Below are 16,557 nucleotides of genomic sequence, written 5' to 3' on the forward strand. Positions count from 1 at the left end.
AGTAAACCCCATAGCAGCTTGACCGGTTCGCTGGCGGCAACCATGCTGTTTATAACCTGAGGACGGACGCCTATGATTCTGGAACATATCGATATTCGCGGTTTCCGCGGCATCAACAAGCTCTCACTCCCTTTAACCCGGACTAATCTGCTGATTGGTGAGAATGCCTGGGGCAAATCCAGCCTGCTGGATGCCCTGAGCCTGTTACTTTCGCCCAATGAACCAGCTTATGTTTTTACCCAGGCTGATTTCCATTTCACCCCAGGTGATGTGGCCGATCCCATGCGCCGTCTGTCAATCGTATTTCATTTTCGCGATGATGGCAGCGACCCGGATGCTGTGCTCTCGACATTCTGGCAGCGCGATGCTCAGGGCCAGCGTCGGCTTTATTACAGCGTCAGCGCGGCCTGGCGTGACAGCGGCATCGAAACCCGACGGCGTTTCGTTGATGTGAACGCGCAGCTGTTGCCAGAGCAGCACTGCGCGGCGGCCATTGATCTGTTGATGAAACGCTATCCGGTGCTGCGGCTGCGCGATGCGCGCTTTAGTAAGCGGACGCGTAACAGTGCGCCTGTGGCTACTCCACATCCTGAGGTGCTGGCGGGCATGGCGTCGCTGGCGCGCGATCTGGAGCACCATCCCCAGCAGCTCAGTGATGAGGTGCTGCGACAGGGGCTGAAGACCATGCAGCAACTGATGCAGCACTACTTTCTGGTGCAGTTGCCCGATGCGGGCAATGAACTCAGGTCACGGGATCCGCAGACACGCGACGGGGAAAAGGGATGGCGGGCGTTGGATCATCTCAATCAGCTGATAGCCGGAACCGACTCCCGCAGCCGTCAGCTGATTCTGCTGCAGATATTTACCCTGCTGATTGAGGCGCGAGGCGACGTCCCGCTGGCCGCTGATGCCCGTCCGCTGCTGCTGATTGAAGATCCGGAAACCCGGCTGCATCCGATTATGCTGTCGGTGGCGTGGAACCTGCTAAGGCTGTTGCCGCTGCAAAAAATCGCCACTACCAATTCTGCTGAGCTTCTGTCTCAGGTGCCGGTAGAGAACGTCTGTCGTCTGGTACGCGGCCCCTCGCGCGTGGCCGCCTGGCGCATCGGGCCAGAAGGGCTGAGTGCCGAAGAGAGCCGGCGCATTGGCTTCCATATTCGTGTCAACCGGCCTGCGGCGCTGTTTGCCCGTTGCTGGCTGCTGGTGGAGGGGGAAACCGAAGTCTGGATTATGAATGAGCTGGCACAGCAGTGCGGTTACAACTTTGCAGCTGAAGGGGTGAAGGTAATTGAGTTTGCTCAGTCGGGCTTAAAGCCGCTGCTGAAGTTTGCCCGTCGCATGGGCATCGCCTGGCATGTGCTGACAGACGGCGATCAGGCGGGTAACAAATATGCCAGCACGGCACGCACGCAGTTACAGCCCGGCGATCCTGAGCTGCGTTTTCTGACGCAGTTACCGGCACTGGATATGGAGAATTTTCTCTATCACCAGGGTTTTCAGGATGTCTATCATCAGATGGCGCACCTGCCGTTAAACGTTCCGATGAGTTCCAGGCGTATTATTACCAAAGCGATTCACCAGAGCTCCAAGCCAGAACTGGCGATCGCTGTGGCGACATCGGCGGCGGAACGCGGGCCGGAAGCCATCCCGCCGTTAATACGGGAGATGTTTGCCCGGGTGATTGGGCTGGCGCAGGGCCAGGCAGATTAAGTCTGCTTCAGACAGGAAAATGCCAGCGGCACTGGCTGGCATTTTTGGGTCACTGTTCAGAGATGGGGTAAGTATCAGGCCACGGCCTGTATCTCAACCGGCACGATGAGGCTGGCGTGATTACCTTTCGGGCCTTCATGCACGTCGAACTGAACCTGCTGGCCTGCCTTTAGCGTGCGGTAGCCTTCCATCTGAATGGTGGAGTAGTGTGCAAAAATATCTTCGCCACCGCCAACCGGACAGATAAAGCCAAAGCCTTTGGAATTATTGAACCATTTAACTGTGCCCGTCTCCATGCTTTTACTTCCCTCGCAAGACATTTTATAAGTAGGTGAGGTCTTACAGGCTGTGAGTCTGATTTGATTAAAACTCAATCAGCCTGTGCAGGTAGAATGTAGAGAAAGCGCCGCCGGCGTCAAGCAAACCACCGGGCCAGGTGGGGAAAAAATCATCAAAATTTGAGGTGGTTAACGCTATTGGAAATTTTGTGATGCAGGTCGCGCAAGGGAATTTCTGAATAAAATTTCAGCAGCGACCAGGAGCTTGACAGGCATGTTAAACTCTCAACATGTAGTCATTAAAAGGCTAAAGCACAATCTCAACGGAACACTATGGCAAACACAAACGACTGGCTTAACTTTGAACATCTGGCCGAAGACAAAGTACGCGAAGGGTTAAAGCCGCCTTCTATGTATAAAGTCATTCTGAATAATGACGATTATACACCTATGGAATTTGTTATTGACGTCGTACAAAAGTTCTTTTCTTATGATGTTGAACGTGCAACGCAGCTGATGTTGAAAGTTCACTATCACGGCAAGGCGATCTGTGGTGTATTTACTGCAGAAGTCGCCGAAACAAAAGCGGCCCAGGTGAACAACTATGCGCGGGAAAATCATCATCCGTTGCTGTGTACGCTGGAAAAAGCCTGAACCCGTCTCCATATAGGAAACTGGTAAGGGCGATAATTGGGGGAGGTGCCTAATGCTCAATCAAGAACTGGAACTCAGTTTAAATATGGCTTTCGCCAGAGCGCGTGAGCACCGTCATGAGTTTATGACCGTCGAGCATCTGTTACTGGCGTTGCTCAGTAACCCGTCGGCCAGAGAGGCATTGGAAGCCTGTACGGTGGATATTGTGGCTCTGCGGCAGGAACTCGAAGCCTTCATCGAACAAACCACACCGGTGCTGCCCGCCAGCGAAGAGGAGCGTGACACTCAACCGACGCTCAGCTTCCAGCGCGTCCTGCAGCGTGCGGTTTTCCATGTCCAGTCATCCGGTCGCAGCGAAGTCACCGGGGCAAATGTGCTGGTCGCCATCTTCAGCGAGCAGGAGTCGCAAGCGGCCTATCTGTTACGCAAACATGAAGTCAGCCGCCTTGATGTGGTGAATTTCATCTCTCACGGTACGCGCAAAGACGAACCGGGCCAGGCGCCAGGCGCTGAAAATCCGGTTAACGAAGAGCAAGCAGGCGGGGAGGATCGTATGGAAAACTTCACCACCAATCTTAATCAGCTTGCTCGCGTCGGTGGTATCGATCCACTGATTGGTCGCGATAAAGAGCTGGAACGTACCATTCAGGTGCTGTGCCGTCGTCGTAAAAACAACCCGCTGCTGGTGGGTGAATCGGGTGTGGGTAAAACCGCTATTGCAGAAGGCCTCGCCTGGCGTATCGAGCAGGGCGATGTACCGGAAGTGATGAAAGACTGCACCATCTACTCGCTGGATATCGGTTCATTGCTGGCGGGCACCAAATACCGTGGTGACTTTGAAAAACGTTTCAAAGCGCTGCTGAAGCAGCTGGAGCAGGACGAACACAGCATTCTGTTTATCGATGAAATCCATACCATCATTGGTGCGGGTGCCGCGTCCGGCGGCCAGGTCGATGCGGCGAACCTGATCAAACCTCTTCTTTCCTCTGGCAAGATTCGGGTGATGGGTTCCACCACCTATCAGGAATTCAGCAACATCTTTGAAAAAGACCGTGCCCTGGCGCGTCGCTTCCAGAAGATCGATATCACGGAGCCTTCACCTGAAGAGACCGTGCAGATCCTGAATGGCCTGAAGACCAAGTACGAAGCGCATCACGATGTGCGCTATACCGCGAAAGCGGTGCGCGCAGCGGTGGAACTGGCGGTGAAATATATCAACGACCGTCATCTGCCTGACAAGGCGATTGATGTGATTGATGAAGCGGGTGCGCGTGCGCGCCTGATGCCAGCCAGTAAGCGCAAGAAAACCATCAACGTCTCTGACATTGAAACTGTGGTGGCCCGTATTGCCCGTATTCCTGAGCAAAGCGTGTCAGCAAGCGACCGCGATACGCTGAAAAATCTGGGCGATCGCCTGAAGATGCTGGTGTTTGGTCAGGACAACGCCATTGAGGCGCTGACGGAAGCGATCAAAATGAGCCGTGCAGGTCTGGGTCAGGATCGTAAGCCGGTCGGTTCCTTCCTGTTTGCCGGGCCTACTGGGGTCGGTAAAACGGAAGTCACCGTGCAGCTGGCGAAAGCGCTGGGTATTGAGCTGCTGCGCTTTGATATGTCCGAGTATATGGAGCGTCACACCGTCAGCCGTTTGATTGGTGCGCCTCCGGGTTACGTCGGCTTTGATCAGGGCGGCCTGCTGACGGATGCCGTGATTAAGCATCCTCATGCGGTGGTGTTACTGGATGAGATTGAGAAAGCACACCCGGATGTCTTCAACCTGCTACTGCAGGTAATGGATAACGGTATGCTGACCGACAACAATGGTCGCAAAGCGGACTTCCGCAACGTGGTGCTGGTCATGACCACCAACGCCGGTGTACGTGAAACTGAACGTAAGTCGATTGGCCTGATTCATCAGGACAACAGCACCGATGCGATGGAGGAGATCAAAAAGATCTTTACGCCAGAGTTTCGTAACCGTCTCGACAACATTATCTGGTTCAGTCACCTGTCCCCAGCGGTGATCCATCAGGTGGTCGACAAGTTTATTGTCGAGTTGCAGGCGCAGCTGGATGCGAAAGGCGTATCGCTGGAAGTCAGTGATGAAGCGCGTGACTGGCTGGCTGAGAAGGGCTATGACAAAGCGATGGGCGCACGTCCGATGGCGCGCACCGTACAGGACAGCCTGAAGAAACCGTTAGCTAATGAACTGCTGTTTGGTTCGCTGGTGGATGGCGGCTCAGTATCAGTCGCGCTGGATCGTGAGAAAGGTGAACTGACCTATCACTTCCTGAGTGCTGAAAAACGCAAAACCGAAGGCACTGTGCATTAATCACCTGCTACAGATGTGAAAAAGGCCGGATTAAAATCCGGCCTTTTTTTTCGCTGCAATATGCAGAGCGATGAGATTACTGCAAATTAGCGACTACGGAAGACAATGCGGCCTTTGCTCAGGTCGTACGGGGTCAACTCAACGGTCACTTTGTCACCCGTCAGGATACGGATGTAGTTTTTGCGCATTTTACCGGAGATATGAGCAGTGACCACGTGTCCGTTTTCAAGTTCTACGCGGAACATGGTGTTAGGTAACGTATCCAGTACGGTACCTTGCATTTCAATATTGTCTTCTTTGGCCATCGAATCCTCTGGGTGTACTACCTTTCAGTTGAACCGGCAAGATAATGCCCAATTCAACGATTTATGTAAAGAACCGTCGGCGATTTTGCCAACGCTTTGCCGGGGTGCACGTAAGTTGCGCGCATCCGGTAAAATTAGGGTGTTTAAGGTGACGTCTGCAGGGGATTAGCGGGCTAAGAATCTGAATCAACCGGTTACATGCGCACGATTGAAAACAGTTCCGAGAGTGCGTTGAGATTCCCAGCCTGGCAATTCCGGCTCGATATTGCGAAGCGCGGACGACATACCAAACCCGACTAATATACCACTTATGCGCCTTTATGTGTGCAAAACATCTCTGCAGGGCTAAAAAAGCGTTTGTGTCTGCCAGCAGCCATCGCTGACTGGCTGGTAAGCAAGGCTTTGCACATATTGCAGATAATCCGCGCGCGGGATCTCCTGCGCACCCAGCGAGGCGGTATGAGGATTAAGTACCTGACAATCCACCAGTCGGCCCTGATGTCGGACGAAATGCTGACAAAAGACCCAAAGTGCTGTTTTTGATGCATTCTGCTGACGGCTGAACATCGATTCACCGCAGAAGATTTGCCCCATCGCCAGCCCGTACATGCCACCCACCAGCTGATGTTCATCCCACACCTCGATCGAGTGCGCGTGGCCCAGTTCATACAGTCGTAACCAGGCACGCTTCATCTCAAAGGTAATCCAGGTGCCTTCCTCGCGACCGCTTGCGCAGCCCTCAAGGACCTCGGCAAAGGACTCGTTCATTGTTACCCGATAAGGTGAACGACTGTGAAAACGCTTCATGCTACGACTGAGATGAAACTGCTCAGGCAGCAGGACGGCCCGGGGATCGGGCGACCACCAGAGAATGGGATCGCCGGGCGAAAACCACGGAAAGATACCGTGCCGATAAGCGTTAAGTAATCGGGCAGGGGAGAGATCACCGCCCATGGCCAGCAGGCCATTTGGCTCACGCAGCGCCATCTCCGGCGGGGGAAAGATCAGAGATTCCCGTGACAGTTGTACCAGTCTCATCGCGTTATGTTACTCATCGGCATTTCGCTAAGACTATAACGCAATACGCTGCCGGAAACGCCAGTAGCGCCCTGCTTTTGAGATTAATTCCGCATGACTGCCCTGCTCAACAATCGCGCCATTATCCATCACGCAGATGCGATCCATCTGTTCCAGGCCACTCAGCCGGTGAGTGACCATAAGCATGGTTTTTCCGGCAGTCAGCCGTTGCAGCAGGGCAAGAATATGTTGCTCGGTGGTGGCATCCAGCCCTTCGGTGGGCTCATCCAGCAGCCAGAGATCGCCGTCGTGCAGTAACGCACGCGCCAGCGCCAGCCGACGCAGTTCGCCGCCGGAAAGCGGGCGACCCCCTTCGCCCATCCAGGCGTTTAATCCTTCCTGATTCTCAAGCAGGCGTTGCAGGCCAACGTCGTTCAGAACGCGGCATAGCTGCTCATCAGTGGCATCGGGGCAGGCCAGCAGCAGATTATCGCGCAGGCTCTGGCTGAAGAGGTGAACCCGCTGCGTCACCACGCTGATACGCTGGCGCAACGCGGACTCTGACCAGGCGGTAATCGGCAGATCATTCAGGCTGATGACACCGTGCTGGCTCTCACGAGCGCGGGTCAGCAGCGCCAGTAGCGTCGATTTTCCGCAGCCGGTCGGTCCCAGTAGCGCAATATGTTCACCCGCGGCCACCTGCAGGGTACAGCTGTTGAGTACCTTATCCGGACGGTCGGGGTAGCTAAAGTCGAGCCGATCAATATTGATGCAGAGCGGTCCTGACCGGGCGTCTGACCTTGCCGGGAAGATGATAGCGGGTGACTGATCGATAATGTCATTAACCCGATGCGCGGCAGTTGTCACCTGCGACATAGGCAGAAAAGCCCCTGCAACCGGTGCCAGCGCCTCAAAGGCGGCAAGAGCGCAGAACACGACCAGCGCAATCAGCGAGCCGGGTAACTGCTGTTCTCTGATTGTCGCAGCACCAAGCCAGAGCAGCAGGGTTACGGTTATGCCGCTGAACAGCAGCAGCAGGCTCTGGGCGGCGGCCTGTAAACGCTGTTGCTGGCTCTGTGCCTGCTGCCAGCGCCGTTCATCTTCGTCAAGTTGCTGACGCCAGCCCTGCGAGGCCCCATATAACGTAAGTTCAGCCTGCGCCGCCAGCCACTGCATCAGCTGCAAGCGCCAGCGGGCGCGTCCGTGGGCAATCGCGATGCCTGCCGGTGAGCCCAGACGATAAAATAGCGACGGCATCAGAATCAGCGTACTCAGCATGATACCGCCCAGCGTCAGTGCCAGCGGAATATTAATAAAACTCATCCCGACGGTGACTACCACTATCACCAAAAATGCGCCAAGCAGCGGCGAAATGACGCGCAGATAGAGATGATCCAGCGTATCAACATCGGCCACAAAACGGTTGAGCAGGTCCGCCTGGCGGAACTGCAACAGCTGCTCTGGCGAAAGCGCCATAAGGCGGCTGAAGGTGTGGACACGCAGATGCTGAAGCACTCTGAATGTCGCATCATGGCTGACCAGACGTTCAGCATAGCGTGCGGCAGTGCGGATGATCGCTGCACCACGGACGCCTGCCGCGGGCAGCATATAATTGAAGGTATAGAGGCCTGCTACGCCTGCCACTGACGATGCGGCAAGAAACCAGCCTGACAGGGTCAGCAGGCTGATGCTGGCCAGCAGGGTAACAATCGCCAGCACAATGCCCAGCGCAAGACGGAAAGGGTGGCGCAGCCAGAGACGAAGAAAAGGACGCAAGGCTGACATCAGCGAATCTCCTGTTGACGATGCTTCAGCATCTCACTGAAGGGACCAGGCTGTTGCGACAGCTGCTGCCAGTTACCCTGTTGCACCAGCTTACCCGCCTCCATCACCCAGAGGGTCTGCCAGCGACTCAGCGTATCAATCTGATGAGTAATCATCAGCGTGGTCTGGCGGGCAGCCGCCTGGTTCAGGGCCACCATGACATGACGTTCGCTGAGTGCATCCAGGCTGGCTGCCGGTTCATCAAGCAGCAATAAATGTGAGGATTTATAGAGCGCGCGTGCGACCGCCACTCGCTGTGCCTGACCCACCGACAGCTGATGACCACCATCGCCGGGCTGGGTTTCAATGCCCCTGGGCAGACGAGGCAGAAACTCATTAATGCCGCACGATTCCAGCAGCGTTGCAAAGCGCTCGCCGTCCCAGGCAGCATTCATTACGATATTGTCGCGCAAGGTGCTTGCCGGTAACTGCGGGTTCTGTCCTACCCAGCTAAGCTGCTGATGCCAGTCACTCCGTCGTATATCACGCAGTTCAACGCCATTCGCCTTCAGCGAGCCCTGATAAGGCAGGAAACCGAGCAGGGCGTTCATCAGGGCCGTTTTACCGGCCCCGCTTTGACCGACCAGCGCAATCTGCTCACCCGCAGCGATGGTAAAGGTGAGCGGGCCGCACAGCACCTGGCCATCGGGCGCGCAGACTCGCAGATCATCGGCGACAAGTGAGATTGCGCGCTCGGCAGTGAAAGGCTGCGGGCCATCCTGCCGGATAACGTCGGGCGTCGCCTGCATAAAGGCTTCAAGTGCATCGGCACCGCCGACCGCCTGGGCTTTGGCATGATAGAACGCGCCGAGATCGCGCAGTGGCTGGAAAAATTCCGGGGCGAGGATCAAAACCAGGAACCCGGCAAACAGCGTCACGCCGTGGCCATAATCACCGAAATGCAATTCGCCCAGATAGGAGAAGCCAAAATAGACGGCTACCACAGCAATGGCTAACGAGGCAAAAAACTCCAGCACGGCGGAGGAGAGAAACGCTAAACGCAGCACGTCCATGGTGCGCTGGCGAAAATCGGTGGTGGCGTCGGCAACCGCCTGCTGCTCTGCTTCACCACGATGAAACAGCCGCAGCGTTTCTCTGCCGCGCAGACGGTCGAGAAAGTTACCGCTCAGGCGGGCCAGCACCAGGAAGTTGCGGCGATTGGCCTCGGCCGCACCCATGCCGACCAGCGCCATAAACAGCGGAATCAACGGCGCAGTGGCAAACAGGATTAGACCCGCGGTCCAGTTCAGCGGAAAAACAGTCAGCAGAATGCAGCAGGGGATGAGCACCGCCAGCGTCATCTGCGGCAGATAGCGGGCGTAATACTCCTGCATCTCTTCGATCTGCTCTAGCAGAAGAGTCGCCCAGCTCCCGGCTGGTTTCCCCTGTATCCACGCCGGGCCCAGCGCAGACAACCGGTCTAAGACCTGCTGACGTAACGCCTGACGGATAGCCTGCCCGGCACGATAGCCGGTCAGTTCACGGGCATAGTTAATCAGGGCGCGCAGTACGAAGCAAAGCAGTAACAGCAGGATACTGACCGTCAGTGCTTCACGCGGTTGCTGGTCAACGATCAGCGCCTGCAGCAGCGAGGCCAGTAAACCAGACTGGGCAATGATCAGCAGGGCACTTACCATGCCCAGCAGCGTGTTGAGCCGCAACCAGCGACCGGCGAAACGACGTTGCTGACGAAGCCAGCGGGTAAGATGCTGCTGCCGCGATTTGTCCATGCGAGACCATACTAAATGTCGGTGACAGGGGAAAATGGAAAGACATTTCCATCTCTTCAGGCGCCAGAATCTAGCATGAGAGCTATAAAAAAGGCGACGGAAAAACCGTCGCCTGGAATATTTGAGATCAGAGGGTTAACAACTTACCGATCGTTTTTAACCAGCCCGTCAAGAAAACGCTCAGCATCTAACGCGGCCATGCAGCCGGTGCCCGCAGAGGTAATCGCCTGACGATAGATATGGTCCATCACATCCCCTGCCGCAAAGACGCCAGGAATGCTGGTCTGAGTGGCGTTACCGTGCAGACCCGACTGAACTTTGATGTAACCGTTCTCCAGCGCCAGCTGACCTTCGAAGATAGCCGTATTCGGACTGTGTCCGATAGCAACAAACAGACCCGCGACTTCCAGCGCTTCTGTTTCATCACTGTTCTGGGTAGAACGCAGTGTCAGACCGGTCACACCCATCTGATCGCCTGTGACTTCTTCCAGCGTACGATGGGTGTGCAGCACGATATTGCCATTGCGCACTTTTTCCATTAGCCGGTCGATCAGGATCTTCTCTGCGCGGAAGCTGTCACGACGGTGAATCAGATGCACTTCAGCCGCGATGTTCGCCAGATAGAGCGCCTCTTCAACGGCCGTGTTACCCCCGCCAATCACTGCGACTTTCTGGTTGCGATAGAAGAAACCGTCACAGGTTGCGCAGGCGGAAACGCCTTTGCCTTTGAACGCCTCTTCAGAGGGCAGACCCAGGTAGCGCGCTGACGCACCGGTGGCGATGATCAGCGCATCTGCCGTATATACGCCGCTATCGCCAGTGAGGGTGAACGGACGGTTCTGCAGATCAACGGTGTGGATGTGATCGAAAATGATCTCAGTATTAAATTTTTCAGCATGCTCGTGCATGCGCTCCATCAGCGATGGACCTGTCAGATCGTGCGGGTCGCCCGGCCAGTTCTCCACTTCAGTGGTGGTGGTCAGCTGTCCGCCCTTTTCCAGACCGGTGATCAGCACCGGATTCAGGTTGGCGCGTGCAGCATAAACGGCTGCGGTATAACCCGCTGGGCCGGAGCCCAGAATGAGTAACTTACTGTGTTTGGCCGTACTCATGCGTTCCTCAGTTTCATTCGGCTGACATAGCCTGCGATTGTAGGGAATATCCGGCGACAATAACAAGACTTAGCCAATTTTGTTAACGATAGCTGCAAGTGGCGTAGACGATGAGCGGCGGTTTTGCCTGGTCAATGCGCCAGAATGGGGCAAAAATCGGCTTTGAGAGGTGCAAAAGTGGAAAAATACTCATTTAAAAACAGATACCCAGCGGTCTGTCTGGCATCTTGTCCTGAATTTGGTGATTTTACTTTGACAATCGCCTGCGCTTTTGCGAAAACATTATCAGAAGCGAATAACATTTATCGGAACAAAACAGGTTTTCGTCGCCTGTTTTGCGTGTAACGCCGAATAAAAGCAGCCTGATATGGATAATGACGCATGATGTGGACAGACAACATGCGTCATATCGATAGGTGTCAGATCACAGGCTCTGTTAGCTCACTTCAGAAATGCCCCGAACATTGAGCGTTTTCAGGGCGTGGCAGGTAAAGGGAAGGAATTAAGAGAGACAATAATAATGGTAGACAATAAGAAACGCCCCGGGAAAGACCTCGACAGAATTGACAGGAACATTCTGAATGAACTTCAGAAAGATGGTCGCATTTCAAACGTAGAGCTTTCCAAACGTGTAGGCTTATCGCCTACGCCATGTCTTGAGCGTGTACGCCGTCTCGAACGCCAGGGATTTATTCTTGGTTACACCGCGCAGTTAAACCCGCACTATCTGGATGCCTCTCTGCTGGTATTCGTTGAGATTACTCTGAATCGTGGTGCGCCGGATGTGTTTGAGCAATTTAACGCCGCTGTGCAAAAACTTGAGGAAACTCAAGAGTGTCACCTCGTTTCTGGCGATTTCGACTACCTGCTGAAAACGCGCGTACCTGATATGTCTGCCTATCGTAAGCTGCTGGGTGAAACCCTGTTGCGCCTGCCGGGCGTAAACGACACGCGAACTTATGTGGTGATGGAAGAGGTCAAACAGAGCAATCGACTGGTGATCAAAACTCGCTGATGCGGGGCAGGTGCAAAACCTGTGAGATTTCGGTACACTCCTGTGCATTCATACAGGATCAGCGTCGGGCTTGCCCGACGCTGTTGCTTCTTACTTTACAGGCACCTGGAGAGTCCTCTTGAGCCAGGAATATACAGAAGATAAAGACGTTTCGTTACAATCGCTGAGCAGTGGACGTCGTCTGCTGGAAGCGTTGCTGATTCTGGTGGCGCTGTTTGCTATCTACCTGATGGTTTCACTGGTCAGTTTTAACCCTTCCGATCCGAGCTGGTCGCAAACGGCCTGGCATGAACCTATCCATAATATCGGCGGCAGCGTCGGTGCCTGGCTGGCTGACACTTTACTCTTCATCTTTGGTGTGATGGCGTACGCCATTCCGCCCGTCATCCTGGGTCTGTGCTGGATTGCTTTCCGTCAGCGCGACAGCCAGGACTACTTTGACTACTTTGCCGTCGGGTTACGCTTAATTGGCGTCCTCGCGCTGGTGGTGACGACCTGTGGTATGGCGGCGCTGAACGCCGATGATATCTGGTACTTTGCCTCGGGCGGCGTGATTGGCAGCCTGGTCAGTAATGCTATTGCCCCCTGGTTCAGTCCGGCTGGCGGCACGCTGATGCTGCTCTGCGTCTGGGCAGCGGGGATAACCCTGTATACCGGCTGGTCATGGCTCACCATTGCAGAAAGAATTGGCGGCGTCGTCATGGGCGTGCTGACGTTTGCCAGCAACCGCTCACGTCACGATGAGCCCTGGCAGGATGACGAGCGGGACGCGCAAGATTATGCGGATGTCCCTGCATTGCATGTCGCCGACCAGGATGATGACGTGCTGCTGTCTGCGCCGCGTGCTGCCGATCAGAAAGATGATGTGCTGCTTTCCGCGCCACGCGCTGCCCCTCAGCCTGTGCCGACACAGCCGGATCCGCTACTGGCGAAAGCGGCAGCCGCAACCAGTGCGGCAGTAGCCGCCACTGCGGAAGCTGCAGAAGTGACCATCGCTCCCGCAGCGCCGGTTAACGCGGCACCTGCTGCAGCGGCCTTTACTGCATCGGTGCCTGCCGCATCAGCAGCAATGCCCGCATCGCCAACGGCACAACCTGCTCCAGCATCTGCACAGAGCACCCCTGCATCCTATGGTACAACGATGGCCCCGTCTCCGGCGCAGAATGCTCCTGCACCCGCGGCCTCACCACCGCTTTACCACTTTGAAATGCCAGACGAAGCCCCGGCTGCGCCGTCGTTCAATGCTTACGACGATGACGAACCTAAAATGGGTAACTGGCGTGACACATCAGCGATCCCTGCGGCCGCTACAGCCGCCACTGCCACTGCCACTGCCACTGCCACTGCCGCTGCCGCAACGGCGGCCACACGTACTGCACCTGTTTTTGACCTGGCACCTGAAACCAATCTGAATCCGCAGGTTAAGCAGGGTATCGGACCGGCGCTGCCGCGTCCTAATCCGGTAAAACTGCCTACACGTCGTGAACTGGCCTCTTATGGCATTAAGTTACCTTCTCAGCGCATGGCTGAAGAGAAAGCCAAAGCGGAAGAGAGCGAAACGGCCCCGGTTACGTCGGTTTCCACTGCATCTGATGCAGAAGAGGCACTGCAGCAGGCTGAACTGCGTCAGGCCTTCCAGTCTGAGCAGCAGCAACGTTACGGCACCAGCTGGCAGCAGGACGAACAAGATGAGCAGGATGCGCAGCAGCAGGATGCACTGGCACGTCAGTTCGCCGAGCAGCAACAGCAGCGCTATGAACCTGAAGTGAGAAAAGAGCCGGTATTAAATATTGATACTGCCTCAGCGTTCGATTTTTCACCGATGAAAGATCTGGTGGATGACGGCCCGTCTGAACCGCTGTTTACGATTGCCGCGACGCCGGAGCCGGAAGCACCTGCGGCTTCACACGAACCGTGGCAGCAGGTGAGTGAGGTCTCAAGCCCTCAGGCACCGGCTCAGGTGCCTGCACCTGCCCGTTTTGCACCGGCAGAACCTGCCTATAGTGCGCCAGCGACGCCTGTGGTACCCGCAGAGCCTGTTTATCATGCACCAGAGGCAGCTCAGGTCCCGGCTTATTCTGCACCTGCTTATGGTACGCCAGCAGAGCCTGAAGCGGATTATGCCGCTCCGTCTGCGCCTGTGTATGCTGCACCAACTGCGCCTCAGGCCCCGGCTTATGGCGCGCCGTCTTATAGCGCGCCAGCCGCTGAGCCGGTTCAGCCAGTTGAAGAAGCGAGACCTTCACTGCATGACAGCCTGATCCATCCGTTCCTGATGCGCCATGAGCAGCCGCTGGAGAAACCGTCCACGCCACTACCTTCGCTGGATCTCCTGACGGCGCCACCTGAAGAGGAAGAGCCGGTTGATATGTTCTCGCTGGAGCAGACTGCCCGTCTGGTGGAGTCACGCTTAGGCGATTACCGCGTCAAAGCCGAAGTAGTTGGCATCTCGCCTGGCCCGGTTATCACCCGTTTCGAGCTTGACCTGGCACCGGGTGTGAAGGCCGCACGTATTTCTAACCTGTCGCGCGACCTGGCACGATCACTCTCGACTGTCGCAGTTCGCGTGGTGGAAGTGATCCCTGGCAAACCTTATGTGGGCCTGGAACTGCCAAACAAACATCGTCAGACCGTCTATCTGCGTGAAGTACTGGATTGCCCTAAATTCCGCGACAATCCGTCGCCACTGGCCGTCGTGTTGGGTAAGGACATTGCCGGTCAGCCGGTCGTGGCTGACCTGGCGAAAATGCCACACTTGCTGGTTGCCGGTACTACCGGTTCCGGTAAGTCTGTGGGCGTGAACGCCATGATCATCAGCATGCTCTACAAGGCGACACCGGAAGAAGTTCGCTTCATTATGATCGACCCGAAAATGCTGGAGTTGTCGGTCTACGAAGGCATTCCGCATCTGCTGACCGAAGTTGTCACCGACATGAAGGATGCCGCGAATGCGCTGCGCTGGAGCGTCGGTGAAATGGAGCGACGTTACAAGCTGATGTCGGCGCTGGGCGTTCGTAACCTGGCGGGTTACAACGAAAAAGTGGAGCAAGCCGAAGCGATGGGCCGTCCGATTCCTGATCCGTTCTGGAAACCGGGCGACAGCATGGATATGACCCCGCCGGTTCTGGAGAAACTGCCTTATATCGTAGTGATGGTCGATGAGTTTGCTGACCTGATCATGGCGGTGGGGAAAAAGGTTGAAGAGCTGATTGCGCGCCTGGCACAAAAAGCCCGTGCTGCGGGTATCCATCTGGTGCTGGCAACACAGCGTCCATCCGTAGATGTCATTACTGGCCTGATCAAAGCGAATATCCCGACACGTATCGCCTTTACCGTTTCAAGCAAGATAGACTCACGTACCATTCTCGATCAGGGCGGCGCGGAGTCACTGCTGGGTATGGGTGACATGCTTTACATGCCGCCAAACTCCTCACTGCCAGTTCGTGTTCACGGTGCCTTTGTGCGTGATCAGGAAGTGCATGCGGTGGTTCAGGACTGGAAAGCACGTGGTCGTCCGCAATATATCGACAGTATTACGGCAGGCGAAGAGAGCGAAAGTGCTGGTGGCATCGATAGCGATGAAGAACTCGATCCACTCTTCGATCAGGCTGTCGGCTTTGTGGTCGATAAGCGCCGAGCCTCGATTTCAGGCGTTCAGCGTCAGTTCCGCATCGGCTATAACCGTGCTGCACGTATTATTGAGCAGATGGAAGCGCAGGGTATCGTCTCTGCACCAGGCCACAATGGTAACCGTGAAGTGCTGTCGCCACCGCCTCACGATATGTAGCGGTTAAATGTTTTGAAACACTACTTAATGAGCCAGTTTCGACTGGCTCATTGTTTTTATACGGTTAACCCCCATATCTGGATCAGCTTTCGGCTTTTTCCTCTGTTCTGATGGCGGAACGGCGACCAGGCTTAATGCAGTTATCGATGGGAACGTTTAAATAAGGAATCGAAGCAGATGAAATTACGCGTAATCGCTCTTGGCCTGTTGGCCACTTTTTCTTCAGCCAGCGTTCTGGCTGATGCTTCCAGTGATCTGCAACAGCGCCTGAACAAGGTCAGCAGCTTCCACGCCAGCTTCACGCAAAAAGTGACCGACAGCAGCGGTGCCAATGTGCAGGATGGCGAAGGCGAATTGTGGGTTAAACGTCCCAGCCTGTTTAACTGGCACATGACCGCGCCGGACGAAAGCATCATTATCTCTGACGGTAAATCGCTGTGGTTCTACAATCCATTTGTTGAGCAGGCGACTGTAAGTCTGCTGCAGAATGCGACCAGCAATACGCCGTTTATGCTGATTGCCCGCAACCAGTCGAACGACTGGAAGCAGTACAACATCAAACAGCAGGGTGACAATTTCGAGCTGACACCGAAAAACAGTGATGGCAACCTGAAACAGTTCACCATTCAGGTGACCTCCAGCGGCACCATTAACCGCTTCAGCGCTATCGAACAGGATGGCCAGCGCAGTGATTACCAGCTGAAAAGCCAGCAGAATGGCGCTATCAGCCCGGATAAATTCACGTTCACACCGCCTAAAGGCGTGACGGTGGACGACCAACGTCAGTGAGGTCACG

The 16,557-nt window shown here is 55.4% G+C and carries 12 protein-coding genes; 6 read left to right on the top strand and 6 right to left on the bottom strand.

What is annotated here, in order from left to right; translation table 11 throughout:
• The first annotated feature begins 72 nt into the window (after positions 1-72).
• Positions 73-1,710, top strand: a complete 1,638-nt coding sequence (locus tag N1689_RS02410) for an ATP-dependent endonuclease (protein WP_222924274.1) — start codon at positions 73-75, stop codon at positions 1,708-1,710.
• Positions 1,711-1,784: 74 nt separating this feature from the next.
• Here the strand turns inward: N1689_RS02410 and cspD are convergent, their stop codons facing one another.
• Positions 1,785-2,006, bottom strand: a complete 222-nt coding sequence (gene cspD, locus N1689_RS02415) for a cold shock-like protein CspD (protein WP_098051073.1) — start codon at positions 2,004-2,006, stop codon at positions 1,785-1,787.
• Between the two features lie 315 nt (positions 2,007-2,321).
• Between cspD and clpS the strand changes: the two genes are divergently transcribed.
• Positions 2,322-2,642, top strand: a complete 321-nt coding sequence (clpS, locus tag N1689_RS02420) for an ATP-dependent Clp protease adapter ClpS (protein ID WP_003849318.1) — start codon at positions 2,322-2,324, stop codon at positions 2,640-2,642.
• 52 nt (positions 2,643-2,694) lie between these two features.
• On the top strand, positions 2,695-4,971 hold the full coding sequence (gene clpA / locus N1689_RS02425; RefSeq protein ID WP_161734242.1) for an ATP-dependent Clp protease ATP-binding subunit ClpA: 2,277 nt from the start codon (positions 2,695-2,697) through the stop codon (positions 4,969-4,971).
• Between the two features lie 86 nt (positions 4,972-5,057).
• On the opposite strand, the gene infA is transcribed toward clpA, so the two are convergent.
• The 5 genes from infA to trxB all read right to left on the bottom strand — a co-directional run bounded on the left by infA (position 5,058) and on the right by trxB (position 10,959).
• Entirely contained in the window at positions 5,058-5,276 is a 219-nt protein-coding gene (gene infA / locus N1689_RS02430) for a translation initiation factor IF-1 (protein WP_002211347.1), read from the bottom strand.
• 345 nt (positions 5,277-5,621) lie between these two features.
• Positions 5,622-6,314, bottom strand: coding sequence for a leucyl/phenylalanyl-tRNA--protein transferase (aat, locus tag N1689_RS02435; RefSeq protein WP_260057761.1), 693 nt, complete (start codon positions 6,312-6,314; stop codon positions 5,622-5,624).
• A 33-nt stretch (positions 6,315-6,347) separates the two neighbouring features.
• Positions 6,348-8,078 (bottom strand): heme ABC transporter ATP-binding protein/permease CydC, encoded by a 1,731-nt coding sequence (locus tag N1689_RS02440; RefSeq protein ID WP_260057763.1) that lies wholly within the window; start codon positions 8,076-8,078, stop codon positions 6,348-6,350.
• Positions 8,078-9,847 carry a heme ABC transporter permease/ATP-binding protein CydD gene (locus N1689_RS02445; protein WP_222924272.1) on the bottom strand — a complete coding sequence of 590 codons (1,770 nt, stop codon included), beginning with the start codon at positions 9,845-9,847 and terminating at the stop codon, positions 8,078-8,080. The genes N1689_RS02440 and N1689_RS02445 overlap by 1 nt, the downstream gene beginning before the upstream one ends.
• 143 nt (positions 9,848-9,990) lie before the next feature.
• Positions 9,991-10,959, bottom strand: a complete 969-nt coding sequence (trxB, locus tag N1689_RS02450; RefSeq protein WP_013357303.1) for a thioredoxin-disulfide reductase — start codon at positions 10,957-10,959, stop codon at positions 9,991-9,993.
• A 520-nt stretch (positions 10,960-11,479) separates the two neighbouring features.
• Here trxB and lrp point away from each other — a divergent pair.
• The 3 genes from lrp (at position 11,480) to lolA (ending at position 16,550) form a co-directional block, all read left to right on the top strand.
• Entirely contained in the window at positions 11,480-11,974 is a 495-nt protein-coding gene (gene lrp / locus N1689_RS02455) for a leucine-responsive transcriptional regulator Lrp (RefSeq protein ID WP_006118610.1), read from the top strand.
• A gap of 118 nt (positions 11,975-12,092) precedes the next feature.
• Positions 12,093-15,761 carry a DNA translocase FtsK 4TM domain-containing protein gene (locus tag N1689_RS02460; RefSeq protein ID WP_260057767.1) on the top strand — a complete coding sequence of 1,223 codons (3,669 nt, stop codon included), beginning with the start codon at positions 12,093-12,095 and terminating at the stop codon, positions 15,759-15,761.
• A gap of 177 nt (positions 15,762-15,938) precedes the next feature.
• Positions 15,939-16,550: an outer membrane lipoprotein chaperone LolA gene (gene lolA, locus N1689_RS02465; RefSeq protein WP_003849334.1), complete on the top strand. Its 612-nt coding sequence runs from the start codon at positions 15,939-15,941 to the stop codon at positions 16,548-16,550.
• The last annotated feature ends 7 nt before the right edge of the window (positions 16,551-16,557 follow it).

The sequence above is a fragment of the Pantoea sp. XY16 genome (assembly GCF_025153065.1).
In the GTDB taxonomy this organism is placed as follows: domain Bacteria; phylum Pseudomonadota; class Gammaproteobacteria; order Enterobacterales; family Enterobacteriaceae; genus Pantoea; species Pantoea alfalfae.

Bases quoted from the DNA above. Each gene is read 5' to 3' on its own strand.
- clpA (WP_161734242.1), top strand. From the start codon at position 2,695: ATGCTCAATCAAGAACTGGAACTCAGTTTAAATATGGCTTTCGCCAGA.
- lolA (WP_003849334.1), top strand. From the start codon at position 15,939: ATGAAATTACGCGTAATCGCTCTTGGCCTGTTGGCCACTTTTTCTTCA.
- lrp (WP_006118610.1), top strand. From the start codon at position 11,480: ATGGTAGACAATAAGAAACGCCCCGGGAAAGACCTCGACAGAATTGAC.
- clpS (WP_003849318.1), top strand. From the start codon at position 2,322: ATGGCAAACACAAACGACTGGCTTAACTTTGAACATCTGGCCGAAGAC.
- N1689_RS02445 (WP_222924272.1), bottom strand. From the start codon at position 9,847: ATGGACAAATCGCGGCAGCAGCATCTTACCCGCTGGCTTCGTCAGCAA.
- cspD (WP_098051073.1), bottom strand. From the start codon at position 2,006: ATGGAGACGGGCACAGTTAAATGGTTCAATAATTCCAAAGGCTTTGGC.
- trxB (WP_013357303.1), bottom strand. From the start codon at position 10,959: ATGAGTACGGCCAAACACAGTAAGTTACTCATTCTGGGCTCCGGCCCA.
- N1689_RS02440 (WP_260057763.1), bottom strand. From the start codon at position 8,078: ATGTCAGCCTTGCGTCCTTTTCTTCGTCTCTGGCTGCGCCACCCTTTC.
- N1689_RS02410 (WP_222924274.1), top strand. From the start codon at position 73: ATGATTCTGGAACATATCGATATTCGCGGTTTCCGCGGCATCAACAAG.
- infA (WP_002211347.1), bottom strand. From the start codon at position 5,276: ATGGCCAAAGAAGACAATATTGAAATGCAAGGTACCGTACTGGATACG.
- aat (WP_260057761.1), bottom strand. From the start codon at position 6,314: ATGAGACTGGTACAACTGTCACGGGAATCTCTGATCTTTCCCCCGCCG.